The following is a 26,242-nucleotide window of genomic DNA, read 5'->3' as shown; positions in this document are numbered from 1 at the left end:
GCACCGGACCGCGACCGGCGCCCGGTGCCCGCGCGAGCGATGCCGGAAGGGAAGTCATGGAGACCGTGCCCGTGCCCGACGGAGCCCGCCCCGGCGGCGCCTCTCCCGTCGGCGACTACCTGGGCTGCTACGGACGCGTCCCGTTCGGCGGCCAGGCGCCCCGCATCTCGTACGTCAGCGCGCCCTTCGGCCGCCGCCCCGCCTGGTCGGACCCCGGCCGCCACCTCGTCCAGTGGGCGGTCCCGGGGACGCCCCGGATCCCGTACCCCTCCGAGCGAGAGAGGCTGCTGCTGACCGGCGTCGTCCGGGGCCCGGTGACGCCCGCGTGGGTGGACCGCCTCGCCAAGGCCCTCAAGGAGGGCCGCCACGCCGACCTGGCCCGCATGCCCGGCGCGCTGTCCGGCGCGCTGGTCGCCGACCACAGGGTGTTCCTCTTCCGCAGCGCCACCAGCGAGGAGGCCCTGCACTACCGCCGCTCCCGGGACCTGCTGCGCTTCTCCACCGACCCCACCGACCTCCTCGACGGACCCGGCGAGTACGGCCGCGAGGAGCTGTGGCGCGCCTGCCGCGGCGACATGGTCTTCGTCTACCCCGGCATCGCGCGCGTCCCGCCCGGCACGGTCGTCACCCTCGAACGCGACTGCGCGACCACGGCCGCCTACGACCCGGTGACGCCGCTGGACCTGCCCCCGCGCACGACGATGACGGAGTTCGCGGAGGCCGCCTGGGAGCTCGTGGTGGAGGCCGCCCGCCCGTACGCGGGCCGCGGCCGGACCGGCATCCTGCTCAGCGGCGGCCTGGACTCCGCGGCCGTGCTCGCGGCGCTCGTGGAGTGCGGCGCGGACGCGGTCGCCTACCACTACGCCACGCGCGACCCGCTGGCCGACGAATCAGCGTACGCCCGGGCCGTCTGCGACCACCTGGGGGTGCCGTTCGTGCCCGTCCCCACGGACCACGGCGCCGGATACCTGGACGAGCGCTGGCAGTTCCCCCACCCGTACAACCACCTGGCCTACCGGTGGCTGGAGCAGATGGCCGAGCGCGTCGCCGCGGACGGCGTCACCTTCCTGGCCTGGGGCCGCGAGGGCGACCGGATCTTCGGCCCCGCGCGCTACGGCCTGCACGACGTCCTCACCGGCGACCTGCCCGCGCGGGAGAAGGCGACGCTCTGCCGCGGCCTGCTGACCTCGCGCTGGGAGCTCCCCCGCATCCTGCGCAGCGCCTCGCCCCGCACCTCCCTGCTCGACGACCTCGTGCCCGCCGGCGGCGCCGTGCGCCCCGCGGACTTCCTCACTCCCCTCCCCGGCGCACCGGCGGACGCCTTCGACGCCGGCCACGCGCCGCAGGAGCACTGCGCGAACCTCACCGTCTGGCGCCCCCGCGGCATCCAGCTGTGCAACCCCCTCGGGAGCAAGGGGCTGCGGAGCCTGGCCGCACGCCTGCCGCACGCGTACCGCCTCCTGCCGCACCAGGGCCGGCTGATCACCAAACCGGTGCTCCGCCTGATGCTCTCCGGGCGGTTCCCCGACACCGTGTGGCGCCGCCACGGCCGGCTGTGGCTGGGCTCCCCGCACAAGGACTACGTCCTGCGCCACCCCCACGTGTTCGCCGGCCTGCTCGGCGGCCCGGACGCCCACCTCGTCCGCCTGGGCGTCGTCGACCCCCGGCGGCTCGCGCACGTGCTGGCCGAGCCGGCGCGGCTGCGCCTGAACGCGGAGAGCCTGATCGGCACCGCCATGACCGAGCTGTTCCTGCGCAGCGACGCGCGCCGGACGCCGCCGGGCGGCCTGAGGGGGCGGACCGCATGCCCCTGATCGGACTGGCAGGACACGTCGTCTTCGACGACACGGACGGCGCGGGCGTCATCCTCGACACCCGCCGCGGCGTCTACCTGTCCCTCAACGCCACCGCCACCCGCATGCTGTGCACCGCGCTGGCGTGCGACTCCGTGGCGGCGGCCGTCGCCCGCCTGCGCGAGGACTTCGACACGGACGAGGAGACGCTGGCCGCCGGGCTGGCCGGTCTCGCCGCCCGGCTGGGCGAGCACGCACTGCTGGCGGAGGACGGCGGCGGCGCGCCCGCTCCGCGCCGGTGGGGCCGCCGGAGGGGGGTCCGGTGAGCACGAGCGCGGACTGGGCGTTCTTCCTGGACGACCCCGGCGAGGGCGCGCCGGTCCCCGCCGTCCCGCACCGGCTGCGGGCCGCCGCCCTGCTGCGCACGGCCCGGGCGCTGTGGCTCTACCGGCGGCGCGGCTGGCGCGGGGCGCACCCGTACGTGTGCCGGGTCCGGCCCGTGCGGGGCTCGGCGGCGCTGTCCGGGCTGCCGCCCGCGACCGCGGTCCGGCTGGCCCGCCGGGAGATCCTCGCCGCCCAGCTGGTGCTGCGCGCGATGGTGCCCAACGGGCTCTGCCTGCCGCGGTCGTTGGCCCTGACCGTGTACCTGTGCGCGCTCGGGCTGCCCGCCCGGATGACGGTGGCCCGGGGCCGCGCCCTGTCCACGCCGGCGAACGCGTTCCACTCGTGGACCGAGCTGCACGGGGCGGTCCTGACCGACAACCCGGACGTACAGCTGGGGTACACGGTGCTGCAACGGGTCCCGTGATCCGCACACCCTTGTCCCCGTCGGTCGATTGTTCTAGCGTGATGCAAACAATGTGATCCAGGGGGTGGGCGGCATGGCGGTCTGGAGCCGTACGGTCGTGGCGGGCTGGATGGTCGCTCTGGGGGCGGTGTCCGCCGTGGGGTTCGTTGTGGCGAGCGTGCTGGTGGCCGGTCAGCCGGCGCTGTTCCTGGGGCTGCTGGTGGCCTCGGCGGCCCTGGTGATCAGCGGGGCGGTGCGGGTCACCGTGACGGACCGGAGCGTGACCGTGCACTCGGTCGTGCTCCCGCTCGTCCGCCGCCGGATACCGCACTCCCGCATACGGGAGGCGTCGGCGAAGCAGTCCCGCCCGCAGGAGCTCGGCGGCTGGGGGTACCGCTGGCTGCCGGGACAGACCGCGGTGTCGCTGCGTGCCGGTGACGCCCTGTGGCTGGAGCTCGCGTCCGGGAAGTTCTTCGTCGTCACGGTCGACGACGCGGCGGAGGCGGCGGCACTCGTGAACGACTATGTGATGCGGACGGCGGACAAGTGAACAAAACCCTCACTCGCACCCCTGCGGGCAAGGCCGTGGACGTATACGGGCCACCCGGCGGCGGCACCGCGCCCATGCCCACCGTCCTGCTCTGGCACGGCATGGGGCCGGACGAGCGGGACATCATGCGGCCCGTCGCGGAGGCGGCCGCGGCACAAGGCGTCGTGGTCGTCGTCCCGGACTGGCGCTCCGACGCGCCCGACCGCGGGGCTGCGCACCTCCTGGACTCCCTGACGTTCGTACGGGAGCGGGTGACGGACTTCGGCGGGGACCCCGGCGGGATCGTGGTGGCGGGCTGGTCGGCGGGCGCGGGAGCAGCCGTCGGGACGGCGCTGCGGCCGGACCTCTTCGGCGGGCTGCCGCCGGCGGCAGTGGTGGGCATAGCGGGCCGTTACGACGTCCCCGCCCGGACCACGGGGTCGGCTCCGCTGGAGGACCTCGCGCACGCGGCGCCCGTGCCGGTGCTGCTGGTGCACGGCACCGAGGACGACCAGGTGGACGTCCGCAGCAGCAGGGAGTTCGCCGCCGCCCTCCGCGCGCACGGCCTGCCCGTACGGCTGGAGGAACCGGCGACGGACCACGCCGGGGTCATCATGAGCGCCTACGACCCGGAACTCGGCCGCCTCCGCCCGAGCAGCGCCGGGCACGCCCTGGAGGGCGGCCGGACCACGGCCCGGGTGCTGGCCGAGGCGGCGAAGGGGATCGCGGGGCTCTGACCTCGCGGCGCCCTGGCCTCGCGGGGCCCCGACCTCGCGGCACCCTGATCCCGCAGGGCCCTGACCCCTCAGTGCCTCCTCAGGCGACGCTCCCGTCCCGCGGGCCGGGCTCCTCCGCCGCCGCGAACTCCGTCTGTACGAGCTGTACGGACGGGACCGCCGGGGCGGCCGGAGCGGGCGGCGGGAAGGCGTCCACGATGTCGAAGGCCGCGTCCACCCCCGACACCCGCATCACCCGGGACACGCGCGGCACTCCCCGCACCACCCGCAGCCGCCCGCCCCGGCAGAGCATGCGGTGCCGGGCTCTGAGCAGCAGGCGGAGCCCGCTCGCGTCCAGGAAGGTCACCCGGCGGAGGTCGATCACGATATCGGCGCGGCCCCGCTCGGTCAGCGCGTCCACGCGCGGCCCGAGCTCCTGCTCCGCCAAGATGTCCAGCTCACCGTGCAGTTCAATGATGATCGCGCCGCACGCCACACGCTCCCGCATGGCGAAGGCGGGCTCTTGCGCGCCCATGTCGCCCCTCACCGACCTCCCTCTGCCCCTCACTTCCGGCACCGTGCATCCGCCGGTTGCCGGATACCTTTCTGGTGCCCCCGCAGTAGGCGGATCTCACCTTCGACGCAAAGCTGTCATCTCGCGTACAGGCGCGCCGCACGGGGCGCACGCGGGCGCGGGCGCTCGAAGGAGAAGGCACGGGGGAGAGCAGAGGGAGAAGTGCAGGTCGGGGGAAGCGGCATCGGGGGGACAGCCGCTTCCCCCGGCGGGGTCACGGCCTCCAAGTACGGGCCGCAGTCGGGGGGAATCGCGCGGCCCGGACCCCGCAGTGAGGCCATGTCCCTGCCCGGCGGATTCCTGCCAGATCCGGTACGGGCACCCCCCATCCTCCGCCCCGCCCCGTCCGCTCCCGTACGGCGAAGGGCCCTGCTTGGCGGGCCTTTGGTCCTTAAAAGCCATGTGAGGAAGCGGGCACGTTCCCGGCATTCGGGCAAACGTACGGTTAGACTCCGCCACCGGAGAAGGGGATCACGGGGATCACCGGGGAGGGAGTGCGCCGTGGAGAAGGCGAAGAAGATCACGCTCTGGGCGCTCGGGATTTTCGTGGCCTACACCATCATCCACTCCCCCAAGCGGTCGGCCGAGATCGTCCAGATAGGGTTCGAGGGCATCTCGGACGCCGCCAAGAGCGTCGGCGAGTTCATGACCCAGCTGATCAGCTGACAGACCCGGCGTGGAGGCAGTGCCGTGATTCGTCATCTCGTCCTGTTCAAGCTCAACGAGGGCGTCCGGCGCGACGACCCGCGCGTCGTCGCCGGGGTACAGGCGTTCGAGGAGCTGGAGAAGGCGATCCCGGAGCTCCGCTTCTGGGAGTGCGCCTGGAACATCTCCGACCGGCCGATCGCCTACGACTTCGCCATCAACTCGGCCGTCGACGACGCCGAGGCGCTCCAGCGCTACCTGGACCACCCGGCGCATCAGGCGGGCGTCGCGCAGTGGCGCGAATTCGCCACTTGGGTGATCGCCGACTACCCCTTCTGAGCGCCCGCAGCGCACGGCCCCTCGCCACCTTGGCGAGGGGCCGTTTTTATGGTCAACACGATGTTATGGGGTTCTTGCACACAGTGCACATGTCTTGTGATGCTATGACCGCTTTTGCCGGATGAGTTGACCATGAAGGGTGGCAGAACCGTGTCGGCCCGAACCGTCCCCGAAGCCCCCTTCCAGGAAACCCCTGCTCAGCGCCCGGACCCCGGACCCGGCTCTCTTGAGCCCCCTTCCCGCGCCCCCGATGCGCCCGATGCCTCCGATGCCCCCGACGCTCCCGGCACCTCCGGCTCCCCCGAGGCCGCCGACCCCGATCACCCCAGGAGCCGCGGCGCGGACGCCAGGGCGCTCACCCAGGTGCTCTTCAAGGAGTTCATCGGCCTGGAGCCCGGCACGCCCGAGCACGCCCGGGTGCGGGCCGCGCTCATCGAGGCCAACCTCCCCCTCGTCCGCTACGCCGCCGCCCGCTTCCGCAGCCGCAACGAACCCATGGAGGACGTGATTCAGGTCGGCACGATCGGCCTGATCAACGCCATCGACCGGTTCGACCCGGACCGCGGGGTGCAGTTCCCGACCTTCGCGATGCCGACCGTGGTCGGCGAGATCAAGCGCTACTTCCGCGACAACGTCCGCACCGTGCACGTGCCGCGCCGGCTGCACGAGCTGTGGGTGCAGGTCAACGGCGCCAGCGAGGACCTGACGGTGCTGCACGGCCGCACGCCCACCACCGCCGAGATCGCCGAGCGGCTGCGGATCCCCGAGGACGAGGTGCTGGCCTGCATCGAGGCCGGCCGCTCGTACCACGCCACCTCGCTGGAGGCCGCGCAGGAGGGCGACGGGCTGCCCGGCCTGCTGGACCGGCTCGGCTACGAGGACCCCGCCCTCGCCGGGGTCGAACACCGGGACCTCGTGCGCCACCTGCTCGTACAGCTGCCGGAGCGCGAGCAGCGCATTCTGCTGCTCCGCTATTACAGCAATCTGACGCAGTCCCAGATCAGCGCGGAGCTGGGCGTCTCGCAGATGCACGTATCCCGGCTGCTCTCGCGGAGCTTCGCGCGGCTGCGGTCCGCAAATCGAATCGAAGCCTAACCCTCATGGGTGACCCCCTCCCCATACGAGGCGGCAGATATGTCGACTTGACGCTACAGCGCGTTGCCGACATGTGACATTCTGCTGGAACTGCGTTTGCCACAGCTCGGCCTCCGGTATTCAGGTGGGGGCCAACCCCTCGTGCGAGGGGCCCGCTGTGACCCGTCCGCGACCTCAAGGGGGTGGCATGTCCGTAGACCTGGGCAGCGCGAAGGTGCTCGCCACCGACGCACCGCACGCCGTGCTCGACGACTGCGAATCCATCGACACCCGCACCCTCTCCCGTTCCCTCTTCTTGCGCCTGGCCACGCTCGACCGGGACAGCGCGGAGCGCGCCTACGTCCGCGACACCCTGATCGAGCTCAACCTCCCCCTCGTGCGCTACGCGGCCGCCCGCTTCCGCAGCCGCAACGAGCCCATGGAGGACATCGTCCAGGTCGGCACGATCGGCCTGATCAAGGCGATCGACCGGTTCGACTGCGAACGGGGGGTGGAGTTCCCCACCTTCGCCATGCCGACGGTCGTGGGCGAGATCAAGCGGTTCTTCCGGGACACGAGTTGGTCGGTGCGCGTGCCGCGCCGGCTCCAGGAGCTGCGCCTCGCGCTCACCAAGGCCAGCGACGAGCTCGCACAGAAGCTCGACCGCTCGCCGACCGTCCCCGAACTGGCCCTGTGCCTGGGCGTCTCCGAGGACGACGTCGTCGACGGCCTGGCCGTGGGCAACGCCTACACCGCCAGCTCGCTCGACTCGCCCTCCCCCGAGGACGACGGCGGCGAGGGCTCCCTGGCGGACCGGCTCGGCTACGAGGACAGCGCGCTGGAGGGCGTCGAGTACCGCGAGTCGCTCAAACCCCTGCTGGCCAAACTGCCACCGCGGGAGCGGCAGATCATCATGCTGCGCTTCTTCGCCAATATGACGCAGTCGCAGATCGGCGAGGAGGTCGGCATCTCCCAGATGCACGTGTCCCGGCTCCTGACCAGGACGCTGTCGCAGCTCCGCGAAGGACTCATCGCGGACTAGGCCCACTGCCACGGGGGATCTTCACGGGGGATCACTCACCACCGACCGCCAACGACCACTGCCCCGCTCACGACCACTACCCACCCCACGGCGAGCCGCACGGGGGATCGCCGCTCCGCACCACCCGACCCTGTACTCCTGACTGACCGTCAGCCACACTGGGCCGATGCGACGGAAGACGATCGTCTCCGCATCCGCCTCAGCCGCGGCGGCCGCACTCGCCCTGGGAGCCGTTCTCGCAGGTTGCGGCGGCACCGACCGCGACGCCTACGTCGCCTCCGAGGCGGCAGGCCCCGGCTCGTCCTCCCACCCGGTGGGCGGAGCCGTTCCGCCCGATCAGGGCGTCGAGCTCTACTCCTTGCCCGCGGCACCACCCGGCCGCACATCGGGCTCTCCCGGCCCGGGCCGCTCCAGGCCCCCGGCCTCCGCGCCGTCCGCGCCCTCTTCACCCGCCGCGCCACCCTCGCCGCCTTCGTCAGCAGGGCCGCACGACGGCGGTGCACCGTCCTCCGGTCACGGCACCGATCCCCGTACCGGCGCTCGGGACCCGTCGTCCCCCTCACGCACCGGCCCCGTGCGCCCCTCGGCGCCCGCGACCACCCCGTCGTCTCCCGGAAGGCCCTCACAGCCTTCACGGCCTTCGCAGCCCTCTCAGCCTTCGCGACCGCCCGGCGACGGCGGCCGGCCGCCCGCGCCGGCCCGGATCGACGCCGGCACACCGCGCCGGTCGGCGGACGACGAGGCCCGGCGCTGGTGCGAGAAGGTCACGGTGCCGCTCACCAACTCCGGCGGCAGCCCCGTCACCACGGGCACCGTCACCTTCGGCACGCACGTGATCGACCTGTTCGGCATCGACTGGGCCACCCTCACCTCGTCGCAGCCGCTCCCGGTGCCGATCGAGGCGGGCGCGGCGGTCGAGGGGACGTGGGCCGTGTGCGTCGACGCGTGGCGCGTGCCGTGGGGCATGCACGTCGAGACGCGCGACGTGAAGGTGGAGACGTAGAGGTAGGAACGTAAAGGTGAGACGTAAAGGTGGACGCGTAAGGGCAGTGGGGCCGGCCCAGCGCTAGCCCAGCGCGAGCCAGACCACCGCCGCGACGACGGCGACGGCCGCGATCACTCCGACGACCACTCCGGCGCGGGGGCCGGAGGACCGGGTGGGCGCCGGCGCCGCGCGCCTGCTGCCCGCGGGGCTCGCGGGGCCGCCCTGCCCCTCGTCGACGAAGGCGCGGAACATCTGCGTGCTGCCCGCGGGGTCGTAGCTCTCGGGGTTCTGCTGATGGGGGTTGGCCATAGGCCAGGACCCTAGCGAAGGAGGGGCGGGCGGTGCGCAGCGCCCCGCCCAGCACACCGACCCACTGAGGCACTCCGTCCACTTCGCTCCCGACCTGCGGCTTTACAGCCCCCTGGGGATCCTTGGCCCTACCTTTACCCACGGAAACCACTTTTCACTTGCCTATAGCAACCAAATTCTGGTTACATCGTTGCCCTAAGCAACTGAAGTGGGTGGGGGGCGCATGGCCGAGCAGGAGCAGTACGAAGAGCTCGCCCGGCAGCTCAGCGCCGTCGCCGCCGTCCGGCGCGACCTCGCCCGCGTACTCCCGGCGGACTGCTCGCCGGCCGCGGCCTTCGTGCTGACGGTGCTGCGGCAGTACGGCGAGATGCGCATGGGCAAGCTGGCCGAGCTCCTGCTGATCGACATGTCGGTGACCAGCCGGCACGTCGCGTACGCGGAGGCCCGGGGCTGGCTCGAACGGCACCCCGACCCCGCGGACCGGCGGTCCCGGCTGCTGCGCATCAGCCCCGGCGGCGAAGCCCTGCTCCGGCAGGTCTCCGGGCGCTACACCCAGGCGCTCGCAACCTGCCTGCGGGACTGGCCGGCGGAGGACGTCGGCCGGCTGATCGAGCTGCTCGGCCGGTTCCGCGACAGCTTCGACGGCTGCCGGCCCCGTACGTAGGCCCGTACGGACCCCCGCGGACGCACACACCCGCACGCGTCGCACCGAGACACGCACCACGACCCGCACTCACCTTCGCAATTCGCACTCTCACCGCAAAGGAACTTCATGGCTACGACCACACCGGCCGGTGTGGGGGGCGGCCACGCCAAGCACGGCGGCCAGGACGCCGGCTCCCCCATGACTCACCGGCAGATCATGGAGGCGCTGTCCGGGCTGCTGCTCGGCATGTTCGTCGCCATCCTGTCCTCGACGATCGTCTCCAACGCGCTGCCGGAGATCATCTCCGATCTGCACGGGAGCCAGTCCTCCTACACCTGGGTCGTCACGGCCTCGCTCCTGGCGATGACCGCGTCCACCCCGCTCTGGGGCAAGCTCTCCGATCTCTTCAGCAAGAAGCTGCTGGTCCAGATAGCCCTGATCGTCTACGTCGCGGGCTCGGTCGTGGCCGGCCTCTCGCAGAACACCGCCACGCTCATCGCGTGCCGCGCCGTGCAGGGCATAGGCGTGGGCGGCCTGTCCGCCCTGGCCCAGATCATCATGGCGGCGATGATCTCCCCGCGCGAGCGCGGCCGTTACAGCGGCTACCTCGGCGCGACCTTCGCCGTCGCCACCGTCGGCGGCCCGCTGCTCGGCGGCGTCATCACCGACACCGACTGGCTCGGCTGGCGCTGGTGCTTCTACGTCGGCGTGCCGTTCGCCGTGATCGCGCTGATCGTGCTCCAGAAGACGCTGAAGCTCCCCGTCGTGAAGCGGAACGTGAAGGTCGACTGGCTGGGCGCGTTCTTCATCAGCGCCTCGGTCACGCTGCTGCTGGTGTGGGTCACCCTCGCGGGCAAGAACTACGACTGGATCTCCTGGCAGACGTACGCCATGGTCGGCGGCTCGATCGCGCTCGGCGCGATCTTCGTCTTCGTCGAGTCCAAGGCCTCCGAACCGATCATTCCGCTGCGGCTGTTCCGCAACAAGACGATCACCCTGTCGTCGGCGGCGAGCCTCTTCGTCGGCGTCGCGATGTTCAGCGGCACGGTCTTCTTCTCGCAGTACTTCCAGCTGGCGCGCGGCAAGTCACCGACGATGTCCGGCGTGATGACCATCCCGATGATCACCGGCCTGTTCCTGTCGTCGACGATCTCCGGCCAGATCATCACCAAGACCGGCCGCTGGAAGGCCTGGCTGGTCACCGGTGGCGTGCTGCTCACGGCGGGCCTCGGCCTGCTCGGCACGATGCGCTACGACACCCCGTACTGGCACCTCGCCGTCTTCATGGCGCTCGTCGGCCTCGGCATGGGCATGATGATGCAGAACCTGGTGCTCTGCACGCAGAACCAGGTCGCGCCGAAGGACCTCGGCTCCGCGAGCTCCGTCGTCACCTTCTTCCGCTCCCTCGGCGGCGCGGTGGGCGTCTCGGCGCTCGGCGCGGTCCTCGGGAACCGGGTCACGGACTACGTCAAGGACGGCCTCGCCGCGCTCGGCCCGCAGGGCGCGGCCGCCGCGGCCAAGGGCGGCGGCTCCGGCGGCGGCATCCCCAAGCTGGACGCGATGCCCGCGCCGCTGCGCACGGTCGTCGAGAGCGCCTACGGGCACGGTGTGGGCGACGTGTTCCTCTACGCGGCGCCGTGCGCGCTGCTGGCCTTCGTCCTGACGCTCTTCATCAAGGAGGTCGCGCTTCAGGGGCGGCCGGGAGCGGCCGCCGCGGCCGGCTCCTCCTCCGAAGAGAAGGAGACCGCCCGGCAGGGCGGCTGACAGACCCCGTCGGCCGGGGCGCGGAATCGAGCGGAGACGCGCCCCCGGTCAGGCGGAAACCGGGACCCGAACGGCATGACGGTCCCGGGGACGGGCCCCGGTGGTGGCGCGCGCAAAGGCAGGGGACGGCCTGCGCGCCACCGCCGGGGCTTCGTTGTGTCCCCGTACGCAGATGCTCAGTTCGGGCGGTCGCGCATGGCCTCGATGCCGGCGATCACCGTGTCGAGGGCGTACTCGAAGTCGCGGTGCCGCATCTCCGCGACGCTTCCCTGCTCGCCCCAGTCCGCGGTGACCTCGGCGGCCTCCGGGTAGGTCTCCGTCCACTCCGGGCTGTCGTGGACGACGCCGATGACCTCGCGGAAGTACTCGTCCTCGCTGACGCCCGCGGCCCGGCAGCGCTCCTTGTACAGGTTCTCGATCGTGCAGAAGCCGTAGACGAACTGGAAGACGGCGCCGAGCGCGCCGGTGAGCCGGTCGTGGGGGACGCCGCTGCGGCGCATCACCGCCAGCGTGGCGTTCGAGAACGCCATCGAGCGGGGGCCGAGGTTGAGGAAACGGCCGAGGAGACTCGGGGCCCACGGGTGGGCGGCGAGGGTCCGGCGGTACGCCTCGGCCAGGCCGCGGAGCTGGTCGCGCCAGTCGGCGCGCTCGTCGGACAGGTCCGGGAGCGCCATCTCGCCGCAGATCTCGTCGAGGGCGTACTCGAGGAGGTCGTCCTTGTTGTCGACGTACCAGTAGACCGACATGGCGGTCACGCCGAGCTCGGTGGCGAGGCGCCGCATGGAGAACTTCTCCAGGCCCTCGGCGTCGAGGAGGCGGATGGTCGCCGCGACGATCCTGTCGCGGTCGAGGTTGCCCTGGTCGTCCCCGCGGCGCGGGGCGGATGCGGATGCCGGCTTCCCGGCCAGCCACACACTGGTCCGCGGACCGCTCGTCTGCCTACCGCCGCCCGCCATCGCCCTGCGCCTCCCTGTCCACGACCCTACGCCCGAATGCTAGGCCCTGCGCCGAACCCGCCTACCCGACGGCGCCCCCGCCCGGGGCGACCCCGGCACCGCCGGACCAGCCCTGTTCGGGCGGACCGCCCGAACCACTCCCGCCGCCACGGCGCGCAACCACGCCCCAACCTGACCGGCGGTGCCGCTCCCACAGCCGGCGGATCGGCACTGCCGACCGCCGCCGCAGTGGCCGATCACCGCCGCGGCGGATTCAACAGGGCCGGGCCCTGATACCCCGCCGGCAGGCGACCGGCGCCGCCGGGCACGCCCTCCCGGGCGGACCGCCCGAACCACTCCCGCCGCAGCGGCGAGCAACCACACACCCCCTGACCGGCGGTGCCGGTCTCACACCAGGGCCGGGCCCCGATACCCGCCGCCGAGACGATCGGCGTCGCCGGGCCCGCCCCCGTGAGGGCCCGGCGGTGCTGAGGGGGCGCTCGCGTGGCTACTCCGCGCGTTCCGCTCGCCGCAGGAGGAGCGCCGCGGTGAGGCCGCCCGCGAGGACCGCCGCGGCGCCGACCAGCTGGCTGGTGTGGACGCCCGTGGCGAACGCGTCCGCGATCGCGTCCCGCTGCGCGTCCGTCCGCGCGGAGGCCAGCGCCGCCGGCAGCGACCCCGCCCCCGCGGCCACCGCGGGGACCAGCGCCGCGAAGCGCGAGTTGAGGACGGCGCCCAGCACCGCGACGCCCAGCCCGTTGCCGCACTCCTGGAGCGTGCCGTTGACGCCGGCGCCGACGCCCGCCTTCTCCGGCGGGATCGCGGACATGATCGCCGTGGCCATGGCGGGCATGGACAGCGCGATGCCGACACCCATCAGCACGAGCCCGAAGAGCATCCCGCCGTACCCGTCGGCGCCCAGCACCGCGATCGCCGCGAGCCCCGCCGCGAGCAGCCCCATGCCGCCGGCGATGGAGACGGGCGTGCCGACCTTCGGCAGGAGCCGCGCCCCGACCCCGGTGAGGTTGAGGACGACGATGACGAGCGCGAGCGGCGACATCCGCAGACCGGTCTCCAGCGGGTCGTAGCCGAGCACGAGCTGGAGGTGCTGCGTGAGCAGGAAGAAGGACCCGCCCATGCCGAAGGCGACGAGGATGGAGCCGGAGACCGCGCCCACGAAGCGCCGGTTGCGGAAGAACGACATGTCGAGCATCGGGTAGGGTGCCCGCCGCTCCCACACCGCGAACGCGGCCAGCACGACCACGCCCACCCCCGCGGAGACCAGCACCCGCCCGGACGTCCAGCCGTGCCCCGGCCCCGAGATGATCGCGAAGGTCACCCCGGTCATGCCGATCGTGGACAGCAGCGCACCGAGCAGGTCGGGCCGCTCACCGGCCGGGTTCTTGGACTCCGGCACCCACTTGAGGACGGCCAGCAGGCCGAGCAGCGCCACCGGCAAGTTGATCAGGAAGATCGAGCCCCACCAGAAGTGGTTGAGGAGCGCCCCGCCGATCAGCGGCCCGGCGGCGAAGCCGAGCGAGCTCACCGCGCCCCACAGCCCGATCGCCTTCGTCCGCTCGGCCTCGTCGAAGACCTGGACGATGACGGCGAGGGTCGTGGTCATCAGCAGCGCACCGCCGATGCCCATGCCGGCCCGCGCGGCGATCAGCTGCCCGGTCGTCTCGGACAGGGCCCCGCCGAGCGAGCCGATCCCGAAGAGCGCGAGCCCGACGGCGAGCAGCTTCTTGCGCCCGTAGCGGTCGGCGGCGCTGCCCGCGGTGAGCAGCAGCCCGGCCTGGACCAGCGAGTACGCGTTGATCATCCACTGGACGTCGGACGTCGCGGCACCCATCTCCTCGGTGAGGGACGGGATGGCGACGGTGAGCACCGTGTTGTCCAGCAGCACGGTGAGCTGGGCGAGGCAGATCACGCCGAGCACCAGCCAGCGCGTGGGGTTGCGCTGCGGCGCCTCCTCCGCGGCGCTTGGTGATTCCTTGGTCGGCGCGGTCATGTGAGATCCCCCTTGTACGGTGTACGACTCGGTGTCGGCGTACACCGTACAAGGACTCCTCTACGCCGTACAAGCAAGTTTTCCTACGAGCCTCCCGCCGGGCCCTCCACCGGCCGCGTCAGGTCGTAGAGCACCGCCCCGCCGACCGTGACCTTCGTGAAGTGCGCCGCCGCCCACGCCGCGATCCCGGCCGAGGCGGACTCCGTCCCTCCGCGCCCGCCGCCGCGCATCTCCCCGCTCCCCGCGGCGATGAAGTAGTGCACCTTGCCCGCCTTCACGTACGCCTCGAACTGCCGCAGCGTCGGCGACGGATCGCTCCCGTTGAAGCCGCCGACCGCCATCACCGGCACCTGGGTGGCGAGCTGGTAGCTCGCCGCGTTCTGCGAGCCGACCGCGGCCGCCGCCCACCGGTACTCCGACGCGTCCTTCTTCACCGCGGCCGCCGCGGCGGCACTCACCCGCGAACCGCCGAGGAGCCCGCCCATGCCTCCACCGGGGCCGCCGGGACCGCCCGGAGCGCCGGAAGCACGCTCACCCCGTGGCTGCTTCCCCATCGGCCCGGCAGGCCCACCAGGTCCCGCAGGCCCACCAGGCCCGCCGGGCCCACGCCCCCCGGGCACGCCCCACGCACCACGCCCCCCGGGCGCCCCCTTCTGCCCGCCGAACCGCTCGTCCCGCCCCGCCATCCGCGCGCCACCGCCACCGAAGCGCCCCGCGCCCTTCACGGCCGGCCCCGCCGTCACGATGGATCCACCGTGCGGCGTCCGCACCGTGTTCAGCGTGTACGCCAGCGGCGCCGCGAGCGCACTCGTCACGGACAGCGCAACAGCAACACGCGCAACAGGACCCCGCCTTGCCCCCAGCAACGCGCACCCCGCCACGACCCCGCCCAGCAGCACCGCCCACTTCAGCCACGGCAGCCACTGCGGCGTACGGTCCAGGAGCACGTACGCCCAGCCGCCCGTCCCCGCCACCACCGCCGCCAGCACGGCGAACGCCCGCCGCTCCCACAGCAGTACGGCCCCCATGCCGATCAGCGCGGCCACATAGGGCGCGAGCGCGATGTTGTAGTACTGGTGGAAGATCCCGGACATGAAGCTGAAGACCCCGAAGGTCATCAGCATCGCCCCGCCCCACGCCAGGAACGCCGCCCGGCGGATGTCCGTACGGCCCGCGCGCCGGGTCAGCACCAGCCCGGCCACCAGCAGCGCGAACGCCGCCGGCAGCAGCCAGGCGATCTGACCGCCCATGTCGGAGCCGAACAGCCGCAGGATGCCGGTGTCGCCCCAGCGACCGCCGCCGCCCCCGCCGGGCCCGTGCCCGCCGCCGCCCACGCTCCCGGTCTCGTTGCCGTTGATGCGGCCGAGTCCGTTGTAGCCGAAGGTGAGTTCGAGGAAGCTGTTGTGCTGCGAGCCGCCGATGTACGGGCGCGAGCCCGCCGGCCACAGCTCGACCACGGCGACCCACCAGCCGCCGGAGACGACGGTCACCAGCCCGGCGAGCAGCAGCTGCCCCACGCGCCGCAGCGGCCTGCCCGGCGCGCAGACCGCGTACAGCACGGCGAGCGGCGGCAGGATCAGCCACGCTTGCAGCGTCTTGGTGAGGAACGCCAGGCCGAAGCAGAGCCCCGCCAGGAGCAGCCACGCCGTCCGGCCCGCCTCCAGCGCGCGCAGGACGCACGCCACGGCGCACACCATCAGCAGGCACAGCAGCGCGTCGGGGTTGTCGAAGCGGAACATCAGCGCGGCAACGGGTGTCAGCGCGAACGCCGCCCCCGCCAGCAGCCCGGCCGCCTCGCCGAAGTGCCGTCGCACCGCCGCGTACAGCACCCCCACCGCCGCCACGCCCATCAGCGCCTCGGGCACGAGGACCGCCCACGAGCCGAGCCCGAAGAGCCGTACGGACAGGCCCATCGGCCAGAGCGCGGCGGGCGGCTTGTCGACGGTGATCGCCCCGGCGGCGTCGGACGCGCCGAAGAAGAACGCCTTCCAGCTCGCGCCGCCCGCCTGCGCGGCGGCGGCGTAGAACTGGTTCGCGTAGCCGGACGCGCCCAGGTCCCAGAGGTAGAGCGCGCCGGTGACGGCGAGCAGCGCCGCGATCCGTAGCCGCGCGGCCTTCGTCGTGGTGATGGTCATCGATCGTTCCTTGTCGCAGGGGCGGGGGCCGGAGCCGGGGCTGCCGCAGAAGGTGTCGCCGTCGCGGAGGGCGCCTGCGCCGTCGTCCGGTCCGCCGGGAAGACCCACGCCCGCAGCAGCAGGAACCGCAGCACCGTCGCCGCCAGGTTGGCCGTGATGAGAACGGAGAGTTCCGCGCCGTGGGTGGGGGAGCCGCCCGCCGCGTGCAGTGCGGCGAGCGAACCGCTGGTGAGGGCCAGGCCGATGGCGAAGACCACCAGGCCCTGCGCCTGCTGCCGGACCGCCCGGTCCCGGCCCCGCACCCCGAAGGTCAGGCGCCGGTTGGCCGCGGTGTTGGCGAGGGCGGACAGCAGCAGCGCGGCCGCGTTCGCCTCCTGCGGGCCCGTGACCGCCCGCAGCAGCGAGTACAGCGCGAGGTAGAAGCCCGTACTGAGCACGCCCACGGCGCAGAAGCCCAGCACCTGCCGGGCCAGCCCCCGCGGCACCCCCGCCACGGCCCGGTCGCGCGGGTCGTCGCCGAAGGGGCGGCGCAGCCGGTCCAGCGGCAGCGCCCCCGTGGCGAGCGCCCGCCCCACGCGCCACACGCCGCGCAGGTCCTCGGTCGCCGTGCGGACGATGTGCACGGAGCTGTCCGGGTCGTCGACCCAGTCCACCGGCACCTCGTGGATCCGCAGCCCCGCCCGCTCGGCCAGCACCAGCAGCTCCGTGTCGAAGAACCACCCCGAGTCCTCGACCAGCGGCAGCAGCCGCTCGGCGACGTCCTGGCGCACCGCCTTGAACCCGCACTGCGCGTCCGAGAACCGCGCCGCGAGCCCCGTCCGCAGCAGGACGTTGTACGCGCGCGAGATGAACTCCCGCTTCGGCCCGCGCACGACGCGCGAACCGCCCGCGAGCCGCGTCCCTATGGCCAGGTCGGAGTGGCCGGAGATGAGCGGGGCGACCAGCGGGAGCAAGGCGTTGAGGTCGGTGGACAGGTCGACGTCCATGTAGGCGAGCACGGGCGCCTCGGACATCGACCAGACGGTGCGCAGCGCCCGCCCGCGGCCCTTCTCCTCCAGCCGGACGGCGGTCACCTCGTCGAGGGCGTCGTCCAGCAGGGCGGAGACCTCGGGGGTGCGGTCGGTGCTCGCGTTGTCCGCGACGGTGATCCGGAACCCGTACGGGAACGTCGCCGTGAGGTGCGCGTGCAGCCGGCGCACGCACGCCTCCAGGTCGTCCTCCTCGTTGTGGACGGGGATCACGACGTCGAGCACGATCCCCTGCGGGGGCAGGGGTGCGCGGGCCGGGAGTGGTTGCCGAGTGGCCTCAGTCATGCCGCCGACCCTCGCCGGGCCCGCTGTCGCGGACGTGTGGAAGCCCTGTGCACCGCCTGTGAATGCCGGCACGGACCCCCGGCCACCCGGCCCCCAACGCCCCTGGGGGGTCCGGGGGCTTGCCCCCGGTTACGGGAAGGGGCGGGTCAGGGGAATCTCCCCCGCCGCAACGGCGCTCAGCCCCGGCGGCGCAACCCGGCGGTGCCGAACCGGCAGCCTGACCGTGAAAACGGTCCGCCCAGCCGCACTCTGCACGCCCACCTCACCCCCATGCGCCGCCACAACCGCCCGCACGATCGCCAGCCCCAGCCCGGATCCCCCCGCCGCCCTGGACCGGGACGCGTCCCCCCGCGCGAACCGCTCGAACACATGCGGCAGCAACTCCGCGGGAATGCCCGGCCCGTCGTCCTCGACCGACACCACCGCCCACCCCTCGCGGGAGGCAGCCCGCGCCGTCACCGTCGTCCCCGCCGGCGTGTGCGTCCGCGCGTTGGCCAGCAGGTTGACGAGCACCTGGTGCAGCCGGGCGGCATCGCCCCGTACGGCCACCGGCTCGGCCGGCAGGTCCATCCGCCACACGTGCCCCGGCCCGGCCGCCCGCGCGTCGCTCACGGCGTCGACCACGAGCGGAGAGAGGTCGAGGTCCGCGAACGCCTGCGGGCGGCGGCCGGTGTCCAGGCGGGCGAGCAGCAGCAGGTCCTCCACCAGGCCGGTCATGCGGCGCGCCTCGGACTCGATGCGGCCGAGCGCGTGCCGCGTACGCGGCCCGATCGCCTCACCACCGTCGCCCGAACCCGTCCCCGCACCCGCCCCCGTCCGCCGCGTGAGCTCCGCGTATCCCAGGATGGACGCCAGCGGCGTCCGCAGCTCGTGACTGGCGTCCGCGACGAACTGTCGCACCCGCGTCTCACTCTCCTGACGTACCGTCAGCGCCGAACCCACGTGCCCCAGCATGCGGTTGAGCGCCGCGCCGACCTGCCCCACCTCGGTCCGCGGATCGGCCTCCGCCTCCGGTACGCGCTCGTGCAGCGCCACTTCACCCTGGTGCAGGGGGAGTTCGGAGACCCGGGTCGCGGTCGCCGCGACCCGCCGCAGCGGCCCCAGCGCGAGCCGTACGGTCGCGGCGGCGGCGATCCCGGCCGCCACGAGGCCGGCGGCGGTGACGCACACCTCCACCACGATCAGCGTGTCGAGGGTCTCCTGGACGCTCGTGGTCGGGATGCCGACCAGGTACGTCGTGCCGTCCGGCGCGGTGACGGACCGGGCGCGGTAGTCCCCCCGCCCGGGCAGGCCGACGTCGTGGGGCCGCCCGTCGCGGGGCAGCCGCGCGAGGGCGTCGCTCTGGGCGGCGGTCAGCGGCTCGCGCAGGGGGTCGCCGTCGCCGTGCCAGGTGCGCGGGGACGTGCTGACGGCGGAGTCGGTGACCCGCCCGTCGTCCCCGGTCAGCGCACCGACGGTGCCGATGGGCTGGCCCCCGCCCTGCACGAAGCTCAGCGGGCCGCCGCGCCGCAGGTCCGGCGGCCGGGGCGCCGCGGCCCGCCGCACCACTTCCCCCAGTTGCCCGTCGAGCTGCCCGTACAGGTAGCTGCGCAGCACGATGGCCGTGACCGTGCCGATCACCGCGCACACGACGGCGACCAGCATGCCGGTCGACAGCACGAGCCGCGTGCGCAGCGTGCGGGGACGCGAACGCGGGCGCGGCCGGGCGGGCAGCGCCGGGCTCACGCCGGAGCGGCCGGCTTGATGAGGTAGCCGACGCCCCGCCGCGTGTGGATCATCGGCTCGCGCCCGGCGTCGATCTTCCGCCGCAGGTACGAGATGTAGAGCTCGACGACGTTGGCCTGCCCGCCGAAGTCGTACGACCAGACGCGGTCGAGGATCTGCGGCTTGCTGAGCACCCGCCGCGGGTTGCGCATGAGGAAGCGCAGCAGCTCGAACTCGGTCGCGGTGAGGTGGATGTCGGTGCCGCCGCGCGAGACCTCGTGGCTGTCCTCGTCCAGGACCAGGTCGCCCACGGTGAGGACGGAGCCGGGGCGCGGCGCGACGGCGCGGGCCCGGCGCAGCAGCCCGCGCAGCCGGGCGACGACCTCCTCCAGGCTGAACGGCTTGGTCACGTAGTCGTCGCCGCCGGCGGTGAGCCCGGCGATGCGGTCCTCGACGGAGTCCTTGGCGGTGAGGAAGAGCACGGGGACGTCGGCGCGTTCGCGGCGCAGCCGGCCCAGCACGGTCAGCCCGTCCAGGTCGGGCAGCATCACGTCCAGCACGACGGCGTCCGGCCCGAAGTCCCGCGCGACCCGTACGGCCTCGGCGCCGTCCGCGGCGGACCGCACGTCCCAGCCCTCGTAGCGCAGGGCGAGGCAGAGGAGCTCGGCCAGCGACGCCTCGTCGTCCACGACCAGGACGCGGACGGGCGTGCCGTCCTCCCGCAGAAGGGGTGCGGGGGCGGTGGCGGGAGGGGCTGGAGGGAGGAAGGGGTCGGCCGTCATGGGGACGAGGGTGCGAGCGGCGCGTGAGAGGGAGCTTTCGGCTCTCTGTGATTCTCCTGAGAATCACGCACTCAACCGGGACGGAGGACTCCGCATAGGGTCGGTGCACCACTACGCCGTCGCACTGGTACGCAGATACGCCGCAGGCCCGGTACCTGAGGTACCGGGCCTGCGGATTAGTAGCGGGGACAGGATTTGAACCTGCGACCTCTGGGTTATGAGCCCAGCGAGCTACCGAGCTGCTCCACCCCGCGACGGTCGAAAGTCCGAGGACTTCCGGCTGTGCGCTCGGCAGGATTCGAACCTGCAACCTCTTGATCCGTAGTCAAGTGCTCTATCCGTTAAGCTACGAGCGCTCGGCTTCCCGGCGTTTTCTTGCCGGTCGGCGTTGCGTGGACAACATTACATGAACTCCGCCGCGACGCGAAATCCATTCCCCGCATCCCCTCCGACCTGCGAAAACGCCGCTCGGAGGGCCTCCGGAGGGAAGCCCGTGGAGCCCCGGAGGGAAGCCCTCCGAGGGCCCGGGAGAAGGGATCCGGGACAAGAGGTCCGGGGCAAGGACCTCCCGGCAACACCGCCCGGCAACGCGGAAGCCCCGGCCGTCTCAAGGACGACCGGGGCTTGCCGGTGGTGCGGAGGCGGAGGGATTTGAACCCTCGATGGGCTTTAAGACCCAAACCGCATTAGCAGTGCGGCGCCATAGACCGGACTAGGCGACGCCTCCAGCCCACCCGTGCGTGCACGGGTGGTGCGATGCAGATGATGGCACAACCTCGCGGCCGCTCACCAATCGCACCCCTACGGTACCGGGCTTTCACCGGGCGGGGCAAAGACGTTTTCCGGAGCGCAACGCGTTGCCGCCCGGCGCGTTAGAAGGGTGAAGGGACCGGCCGGGCCCCGCACGCCCCCCCCGGTCCGCCTCGCCTGCCCCCGGGAGTCCCGCATGCTGCTCCGCCGTATCGCCCTCGCCGCCGCCGCTCTCGCCCCGGTGGCCCTGCTCGCCGTCCCCTCCGCGTCCGCCGCCCCGGCGGCCGGGCTCCCCATGCCCCCGGCGAACCCCGAGGGCCTCGACCACCTCACCGTGATCATCAGCGACAACGGCAGATTCGACGGCAGCCAGACCTCCACGTACCTCTACTGCCATCCGGACGGCGGCACCCACCCGCGCGCCCGTGAGGCCTGCCACCAGATCGACGGCCAGACCACCTGGGGCAAGGACCCGTTCGCCCCCGTGCCCGACGGCACCGTCTGCACGATGATCTACGGCGGCCCGCAGCGGGCCCGGGTCGTCGGCCAGTGGGCCGGCCGCCCCGTGCGGGCGGACTTCAAGCGGACGAACGGCTGCGAGATCGAGCGCTGGGAGAAGTTCTCCCGCCTGCTCGGCACGCCCGAGAAGGGCTGGCCGGGAATCCGCTGAGCGCCGCCCGGCGCACGCGGCCGGCGCCTTGCCGGCCGACCGCAATGTCAACCACAAGGTCTGACACATAAGACATGTCGGGCCTGCGGCAGACGCCCCACGGCGCCCGTACGGCGCGCCTCGCCGCACGCCTCGTCCGCCGCCGCGCCCGCCCCGGCAGCCCGTAGACTGCGCTCCAGTGACACGCCACGGCGCGGCGGACAGCCCGCCCGGCGCGGTCTGCAAGGTGCGGTAACCAGGGAGGAAGCGTCGTCGTGAGCAGCAGGCCATCCCGAGGCGCTGCTCGCCTCGCAGCCATACTCGACGCCCTCCCCGACGCCCTGTTGCTCGTCAACTGCAACGGCACGGTCGTCAACGCCAACCACATAGCGCTGGAGACCTTCGAGGTTCCCGGCACCGGGCTGGTCGGCCGCGGACTGCTCTCCCTGCTGCCCGACTTCGACTCGCGCCGCATCCCCGGCTCGATGCGGCTGCCCGACAGCGACGACGGCCGCACCAAGCCGACGCGCATGGTCGCCCGGCGCACGGACGGCTCCCAGTTCCCCGTCGAGGTGACGAGCGCGAACCTGGAGGACGGCCGCACCCCGTACGCCGACCACCAGCCCTACACCGGCGACGAGCTCCTCATGCTCGTCGTCCGCGACCTGACCGGCACGCTCGACACCGAGGCGGAACTCGCCCGGCAGCAGCGGCAGACCGAGATGATCCTGCGCGCCGCCGCGGAGGGCGTCGTCGGCGTCGACACCGCCGGCAAGATCGTGCTGCTCAACCCCTCCGCCGCGCAGATCCTCGGCTACCGCGCCAGCGACCTCGGCGGCAAGGAGCTGCACCCGCTGATCCACCACTCCCGGCCGGACGGCACCCCGTTCCCGTACGAGGAGTCCCCGGTCGCCGACACGCTGCGCTCGGGGCGCAAGCACCGGGTGCGCGGGCAGGCGCTGTGGGCCAAGGACGGCCGGGCCGTCCCGGTCGACCTCACGACGGCGCCCGTGCGCGACGGCGACCAGCTCGTCGGCGCGGTGATGACCTTCACGGACCGCCGCCCGTACGACGCGCTCGCCGCGCGCCACGCGCAGCTGCAAGCCGTCCTGAACGAATCGCTGCGCGGCCCCCTGGAGCAACTGCGCGCCGAGCTCGGCACCCTGGCCGCCGACCCGGCCGGGCAGCTGTGGCCCGAGGCCAACCAGATCCTGCACCACCTCTCCGCCGGGTACGCCCGGATGACCGCCCTCGTCGACAACGTCCTCGCCTACCAGCAGCTGGACGCCGGCGAGACCAAGCTGGAGCGGGAGACGGCCGCGCTCGACGAGGTCGTCGCCGCGGGCGTCGAGGGCGCGATCGAGCTGATCGGGCCCGGGCGGGCGCAGTTCGCGGTGCACGCGCCGGCGATCGAGGCCGAGGTCGACGCGGAGCGGTTCGCGCAGGCGCTGGCGCACCTGATCGCGGACGTCGCGGGCGTCGACGCCACGGGCAACGCCCCCGCGGGCGGCGCGCCGTCCGGCGACTCCACGATCGTCGTGGCGGCGGCGCAGCGCGGCGAGGTCGTACGGATCGAGGTGCGGGGGCCCTACGCGGGCGGCGACCCCGTCCACGGGCCGATCGTGCGCGGCATCGTGCGGGCGCACGGCGGGGTGCTCCAGACCCACGACGTGCCGGGCGCGGCGGGCGGCAGCGCGTACGTCCTGGAGGTGCCCGTCTCCGCGAAGGCCGGGCCGGTGAGCCCCGCCGCCACGGAGCGGCGCTCCGCCACGGACACGATGAACGCCACGACCGTCATGCCGGTGCCGTCCCAGCGGGCGCGCGGCACGGCGGAGACGCCGGAGGCTTCCGCGGCTCCGTCGCCCGCTCCGGCTCCGTCCCCGGCCCCGGCCCCGGCTGCTGCCGATGCCGGGACGCAGGGCGGCGGGCGGCGGGCGCGCCGCGGGGCGGACGGCGACGCGCCGGGCGACGGCGCTGCGGCCGCCCAGCAGCCCGCGCGGGACGACGACACTCCGCCCACGGGGCGGCGGCGCGCCAAGCCGCGCACGGACGAGGAGCCCGCGCCGTCGGGCGACGCGAGCGGGCTCGTACCGCCGCAGGGGCCCACGGGGCGGCGGGCGCGCCGTGAGCAGCCGCAACAGCAGCAGGCGGAGGGGGCGCCGCGGACGGCGTTCGCCCTGCCGCCCGCCGAGGCGGACCGCACCCCGGAGTCCGCCGCGGCCGCGGCCCCGACGGGCCGCCGCGCCCGGCGGGCCGTCACCGAGTCCCCGGAGCGTCCGATCCCGGGCCAGTCCACGGGTGAGCCCGCGGCGCCGCGGGCGGCGTTCGCCCTGCCGCCGGCCGAAGCGGACCGCCCGCAGGGCGCGGGCGGCGGCCTGCCCGGCGCCCCCCGCAAGCCCGCGGACGACGACCGCGGCCCCGGAGGCTCCCACCCCGAGCGGGGCGAAGCGGGCCGCTTCGCGGGCCCGGCCCAGAACGGCCGCGGCGGTACGGCGTCGTTCCTGGGCGCCGAGGAGACGGGAACGGGCCCGGCCCGGAGCGGCCCCGCGCCGACGGAGGGCACGCACGGCACGGCAACGCCCGCAGGCGCAGGAGTCCCTCACGGCCCGGCCCCCTTCCCGGGCGGGAGCGGCCCCGCGCCCGCAGGCCCGGACAACGGCCCCGCGCCCGCGCGAACGGGGAACAGCCACCCGGGGCAGGGCAGCAGCGCGTCGGCCTTCCCGGGCCAGGGCGGCGGCCCCGCGCCCGCCGGAGCCGGAAACCCCGCCCAGGGCGGCGGCACTTCCGCCTTCCTCGCGCAGGACGCCAACGGCCCCGCGCCCGTAGGCGCGCGCGAAGGTCACCCGGGTCAGGGCGGTCAGGGCGGCGCTCCGGCCTTCCCCGGCCAGGACGCCGGCCCCGCGCCCGCCGGAGCCGCAAACCCCGGCCAGGGCGGCGGCACCTCCGCCTTCCTCGGACAGGACACCCGGGCACCCGCCGACGCGGGCCACGACCGAGGGCGCCCCTTCCCCGCCCAGGGCAACGCCCCCGCCCCCGCGGGTGCAGGGATCGCCCACGGTCCCGCGCCCTTCCCGGGCGGCCAGGCCAACAGCCCCGCACCCGCGAGCGCTGGAGCCCCCCACCCCGGTCCCGGCGGCGGCACGTCCGCCTTCTTCGGGCAGGACGCCCCCGCGGCTGCCGGTGCAGCCGCGCCCTTCCCCGGCCAGGGCAACGGCCCCGCGCGCGCCGGAATCCCCCACGGCCCGGCCCCCTTCCCGGGCCGGAGCGGTCCCGCACCCGCCGATGCGGGCAACAGCCGGCCCGACCCCGTACCGGGCCCCGGCACGGGCAGCCCTCAGCGCGGGGCAACGCCTGCGCCTTTCCCCGGCCCCGGCGGCGGCCCCGCGCCCGTAGGCGCGGAGAACGGCCACCCCGGTCCCGGCGGCGGCACCTCCGCCTTCCTCGGTCAGGGCGCCCCGGCAGCCGCCGGCACCCCCGCGGCTCCCGCGCCCGGCAGCCCGAACAGCCCGGCGTCCGGCGGCCCGAACAGCCCCGTGCCCGCCCCCGCGCCTGACGGCGCCCCCGCTCCGACGGGGCGTCGCCGGGCACGGCGTCCCCTCGCCGAAGAGCCGGGCGCGGCAGCGGCGGCTCAGGGCGGTCCGGACACTTCCGGGCGGCCGATCAGCGTGCGCGCGCTGGGCCAGTCCGCGCCGTTCGCCCAGCCCGGCCAAGAGCCGGTGCCCGGCGGCGGTTCGGGCCGTCGCCGGCGGCTCGGCAACCCGGCCGAGGGCGACCGCGAGCGCGCACCCGAGCCGGAGCAGGGACAGGGGCAGGCGCCCCGCGCCACCGCCGCGCCGCAGCGCCCGCCGCTGCTGGACGCCCAGGAAGGGCGGGCGTTCGCCATAGGAGCACCGGACGAGGGCTCGGAGGGGCCGGAGCCCCTCGACGGCCCCAACGGCGCGGTCGAAGTGATGAACGCGCCGCGGCCGCCGATGGACGACGAGCTGCCCCCCGAGCCGCTCGACAACCCGCGCCGGCTCCTCGTATGGCCGGCCCCGGACCCGTCCACGGAGGCGGCGCTGACCGAGCGCGGCTACCGCCCGGTGCTCGTGCACTCGCGCGAGGAGGTCGACGCGCAGACGGCGGCCTACCCGGCGGCGCTGTTCGTGGACCCGCTGACCGGCCCGATCACCCGCACCGCGCTGCAGTCGCTGCGCGAGGCGGCCGTCGCGGCCGAGGTCCCGGTGCTGGTGACGGCCGGCCTGGGGCAGGCGACGCGGGACGCGGCCTACGGGGCGGACCCGGCGGTGCTGCTGAAGGCGCTGGCGCCGCGCGACAGCGAGATGCACCCGCCGCGCGTGCTGCTGATCGAGGAGCACGAGCCGATCGCGAGCGCGCTGACGGCGACCCTGGAGATCCGCGGCATGCAGGTGGCCGGGGCGGCGACGGACGCGGAGGCGGTGACGCTCGCCGAGCAGATGCGCCCGAACCTGGTGGTGATGGACCTGATGCAGGTGCGCCGCCGCCGCGCGGGCATCGTCGACTGGCTCCGCGGCAACGGCCTGCTCAAGCGCACGCCGCTGGTCGTCTACACCTCGGCCGCGATCGACCCGGCGCAGCTGCCGCGGCTGGCGGCGGGCGAGACGGTGCTGTTCCTGGCGGAGCGGTCGACCAGCGCGGAGGTGCAGGGCCGGATCGTGGACCTGCTGTCGAAGGTCGGCACGGACTGACCTGGGTCTGGGTCTGGGTCTGGGTTTGAGCCTGGGCCTTCGCCTGCCGCC

21 protein-coding genes, 3 tRNA genes and 1 pseudogene are annotated in these 26,242 nt (G+C 74.1%); 14 read left to right on the top strand and 11 right to left on the bottom strand.

Annotation, left to right across the window (positions count from 1 at the left end; all coding sequences use genetic code 11):
* The first annotated feature begins 56 nt into the window (after positions 1-56).
* From D7231_RS11915 to D7231_RS11895, 5 genes are all read left to right on the top strand, one after another.
* Positions 57-1,814 (top strand): asparagine synthase-related protein, encoded by a 1,758-nt coding sequence (locus D7231_RS11915; protein ID WP_120755204.1) that lies wholly within the window; start codon positions 57-59, stop codon positions 1,812-1,814.
* On the top strand, positions 1,805-2,119 hold the full coding sequence (locus D7231_RS11910; RefSeq protein WP_120755202.1) for a PqqD family protein: 315 nt from the start codon (positions 1,805-1,807) through the stop codon (positions 2,117-2,119). Before D7231_RS11915 ends, D7231_RS11910 begins: the two co-directional genes overlap by 10 nt.
* Positions 2,116-2,601, top strand: coding sequence for a lasso peptide biosynthesis protein (locus D7231_RS11905; protein WP_158673736.1), 486 nt, complete (start codon positions 2,116-2,118; stop codon positions 2,599-2,601). Before D7231_RS11910 ends, D7231_RS11905 begins: the two co-directional genes overlap by 4 nt.
* A gap of 73 nt (positions 2,602-2,674) precedes the next feature.
* Positions 2,675-3,130 (top strand): hypothetical protein, encoded by a 456-nt coding sequence (locus D7231_RS11900; RefSeq protein WP_147449706.1) that lies wholly within the window; start codon positions 2,675-2,677, stop codon positions 3,128-3,130.
* A complete protein-coding gene (locus D7231_RS11895; RefSeq protein ID WP_241999662.1) occupies positions 3,127-3,846 on the top strand; it encodes a prolyl oligopeptidase family serine peptidase in 720 nt (239 codons plus the stop codon). The genes D7231_RS11900 and D7231_RS11895 overlap by 4 nt, the downstream gene beginning before the upstream one ends.
* 79 nt (positions 3,847-3,925) lie before the next feature.
* Here the strand turns inward: D7231_RS11895 and D7231_RS11890 are convergent, their stop codons facing one another.
* Positions 3,926-4,360, bottom strand: coding sequence for an STAS domain-containing protein (locus tag D7231_RS11890; RefSeq protein ID WP_147449705.1), 435 nt, complete (start codon positions 4,358-4,360; stop codon positions 3,926-3,928).
* A gap of 540 nt (positions 4,361-4,900) precedes the next feature.
* On the opposite strand from D7231_RS11890, the gene D7231_RS37010 reads away from it, so the two are divergent.
* From D7231_RS37010 to D7231_RS37435, 5 genes are all read left to right on the top strand, one after another.
* Positions 4,901-5,065 carry a hypothetical protein gene (locus D7231_RS37010; RefSeq protein WP_194960660.1) on the top strand — a complete coding sequence of 55 codons (165 nt, stop codon included), beginning with the start codon at positions 4,901-4,903 and terminating at the stop codon, positions 5,063-5,065.
* A 24-nt stretch (positions 5,066-5,089) separates the two neighbouring features.
* Positions 5,090-5,383 (top strand): Dabb family protein, encoded by a 294-nt coding sequence (locus tag D7231_RS11885; protein WP_120755194.1) that lies wholly within the window; start codon positions 5,090-5,092, stop codon positions 5,381-5,383.
* Between the two features lie 150 nt (positions 5,384-5,533).
* Positions 5,534-6,478: an RNA polymerase sigma factor SigF gene (locus D7231_RS11880; RefSeq protein ID WP_241999661.1), complete on the top strand. Its 945-nt coding sequence runs from the start codon at positions 5,534-5,536 to the stop codon at positions 6,476-6,478.
* 187 nt (positions 6,479-6,665) lie between these two features.
* The gene (locus tag D7231_RS11875) at positions 6,666-7,499 is read left to right on the top strand and encodes an RNA polymerase sigma factor SigF (RefSeq protein ID WP_120755190.1); all 834 of its coding nucleotides are present in this window, start codon (positions 6,666-6,668) and stop codon (positions 7,497-7,499) included.
* Positions 7,500-8,268: 769 nt separating this feature from the next.
* Positions 8,269-8,502, top strand: coding sequence for a hypothetical protein (locus D7231_RS37435; RefSeq protein ID WP_241999660.1), 234 nt, complete (start codon positions 8,269-8,271; stop codon positions 8,500-8,502).
* Between the two features lie 63 nt (positions 8,503-8,565).
* Here D7231_RS37435 and D7231_RS11865 read toward each other — a convergent pair whose 3' ends face one another.
* On the bottom strand, positions 8,566-8,793 hold the full coding sequence (locus tag D7231_RS11865) for a hypothetical protein (protein ID WP_120755186.1): 228 nt from the start codon (positions 8,791-8,793) through the stop codon (positions 8,566-8,568).
* A 223-nt stretch (positions 8,794-9,016) separates the two neighbouring features.
* On the opposite strand from D7231_RS11865, the gene D7231_RS11860 reads away from it, so the two are divergent.
* Positions 9,017-9,457, top strand: coding sequence for a MarR family winged helix-turn-helix transcriptional regulator (locus D7231_RS11860; RefSeq protein ID WP_120755184.1), 441 nt, complete (start codon positions 9,017-9,019; stop codon positions 9,455-9,457).
* 180 nt (positions 9,458-9,637) lie between these two features.
* Positions 9,638-11,185 (top strand): annotated as a pseudogene (locus D7231_RS11855) (MDR family MFS transporter); the annotation flags it as partial.
* Between the two features lie 194 nt (positions 11,186-11,379).
* Here the strand turns inward: D7231_RS11855 and D7231_RS11850 are convergent.
* From D7231_RS11850 to D7231_RS11810, 9 genes are all read right to left on the bottom strand, one after another.
* Positions 11,380-12,159 (bottom strand): TetR/AcrR family transcriptional regulator, encoded by a 780-nt coding sequence (locus tag D7231_RS11850; RefSeq protein WP_120755180.1) that lies wholly within the window; start codon positions 12,157-12,159, stop codon positions 11,380-11,382.
* A gap of 487 nt (positions 12,160-12,646) precedes the next feature.
* On the bottom strand, positions 12,647-14,149 hold the full coding sequence (locus tag D7231_RS11845) for an MFS transporter (protein WP_120755178.1): 1,503 nt from the start codon (positions 14,147-14,149) through the stop codon (positions 12,647-12,649).
* An 83-nt stretch (positions 14,150-14,232) separates the two neighbouring features.
* Positions 14,233-16,284 carry a glycosyltransferase family 39 protein gene (locus D7231_RS11840; protein WP_120755176.1) on the bottom strand — a complete coding sequence of 684 codons (2,052 nt, stop codon included), beginning with the start codon at positions 16,282-16,284 and terminating at the stop codon, positions 14,233-14,235.
* Entirely contained in the window at positions 16,281-17,597 is a 1,317-nt protein-coding gene (locus D7231_RS11835) for a bifunctional glycosyltransferase family 2/GtrA family protein (protein WP_120755174.1), read from the bottom strand. The genes D7231_RS11840 and D7231_RS11835 overlap by 4 nt, the downstream gene beginning before the upstream one ends.
* A 129-nt stretch (positions 17,598-17,726) precedes the next feature.
* On the bottom strand, positions 17,727-19,322 hold the full coding sequence (locus tag D7231_RS11830) for a sensor histidine kinase (RefSeq protein ID WP_120755172.1): 1,596 nt from the start codon (positions 19,320-19,322) through the stop codon (positions 17,727-17,729).
* A complete protein-coding gene (locus tag D7231_RS11825) occupies positions 19,319-20,083 on the bottom strand; it encodes a response regulator transcription factor (RefSeq protein WP_120755170.1) in 765 nt (254 codons plus the stop codon). Before D7231_RS11825 ends, D7231_RS11830 begins: the two co-directional genes overlap by 4 nt.
* Before the next feature lie 180 nt (positions 20,084-20,263).
* Positions 20,264-20,337 (bottom strand) — tRNA-Met (locus D7231_RS11820).
* 29 nt (positions 20,338-20,366) lie between these two features.
* A tRNA-Arg gene (locus D7231_RS11815) sits at positions 20,367-20,439 on the bottom strand.
* A 280-nt stretch (positions 20,440-20,719) separates the two neighbouring features.
* Positions 20,720-20,810 (bottom strand) — tRNA-Ser (locus D7231_RS11810).
* Between the two features lie 219 nt (positions 20,811-21,029).
* On the opposite strand from D7231_RS11810, the gene D7231_RS11805 reads away from it, so the two are divergent.
* Together D7231_RS11805 and D7231_RS11800 are read left to right on the top strand one after the other, a co-directional pair.
* Entirely contained in the window at positions 21,030-21,503 is a 474-nt protein-coding gene (locus D7231_RS11805) for an SSI family serine proteinase inhibitor (protein ID WP_120755168.1), read from the top strand.
* Positions 21,504-21,757: 254 nt separating this feature from the next.
* Complete coding sequence (locus D7231_RS11800) at positions 21,758-26,191, top strand: PAS domain-containing protein (protein ID WP_120755166.1); 4,434 nt, start codon at positions 21,758-21,760, stop codon at positions 26,189-26,191.
* Positions 26,192-26,242 lie beyond the last annotated feature (51 nt).

Source organism: Streptomyces klenkii, from assembly GCF_003626645.1.
Lineage (GTDB): Bacteria > Actinomycetota > Actinomycetes > Streptomycetales > Streptomycetaceae > Streptomyces > Streptomyces klenkii.
Note: the sequence above shows the minus strand (reverse complement) of the source record. Positions and strands in the feature narration are given on the sequence as shown.